The organism is Streptomyces megasporus, from assembly GCF_000718985.1.
Taxonomy (GTDB): domain Bacteria; phylum Actinomycetota; class Actinomycetes; order Streptomycetales; family Streptomycetaceae; genus Streptomyces; species Streptomyces megasporus.
On record NZ_JODL01000085.1, the window covers coordinates 1 to 572 of the forward strand.

The 572-nt window shown below is 66.8% G+C and carries 1 protein-coding gene; it reads right to left on the reverse strand.

Features of this window, described 5'->3' with window-relative positions:
• Positions 1-572: ABC transporter ATP-binding protein (locus tag IF47_RS0126770; protein ID WP_031511614.1), on the reverse strand; the 572-nt coding region annotated here is incomplete at both ends.

Genomic DNA, 572 nt, shown 5'->3' on the forward strand with positions numbered 1-572 from the left:
CCCGTCCACCTCGGTGACCTGGTACAACGCCGGCACCTCCGCCCGACACACCTCCCGCGCCCGCGGACACCGCGGATTGAACGCACACCCGGACGGAATCCGCGTCAACGTCGGCGGCAACCCCTTGATCGCATACAACTCCCGCCCCTTGCGATCCAACCGCGGAATGGAGTCCAACAACCCCCGCGTATACGGATGCGCCGGCCGCCGATACAACTCGTGCACCGGCGCGGTCTCCACGATCCGCCCCGCGTACATCACCGCGATCTTGTCCGCCACGTCCGCCACCACCCCCAGATCGTGGGTGATGAGGATCAGCCCCATCCGGTACTCGCGCTGCAACTCCGCCAACAGGTCCATCACCTGGGCCTGCACCGTCACGTCCAACGCCGTGGTCGGCTCGTCCGCGATGATCAACTCCGGCTCCAACGCCAACGCCATCGCGATCATGATGCGCTGCCGCATGCCCCCGGAGAACTGATGCGGATAGTCGTTCACCCGCGCCCTCGCCGCCGGGATCTTCACCCGGTCCATCAACTCCACGGCCTTGGCCTTGGCGTCCTTCCGGGACA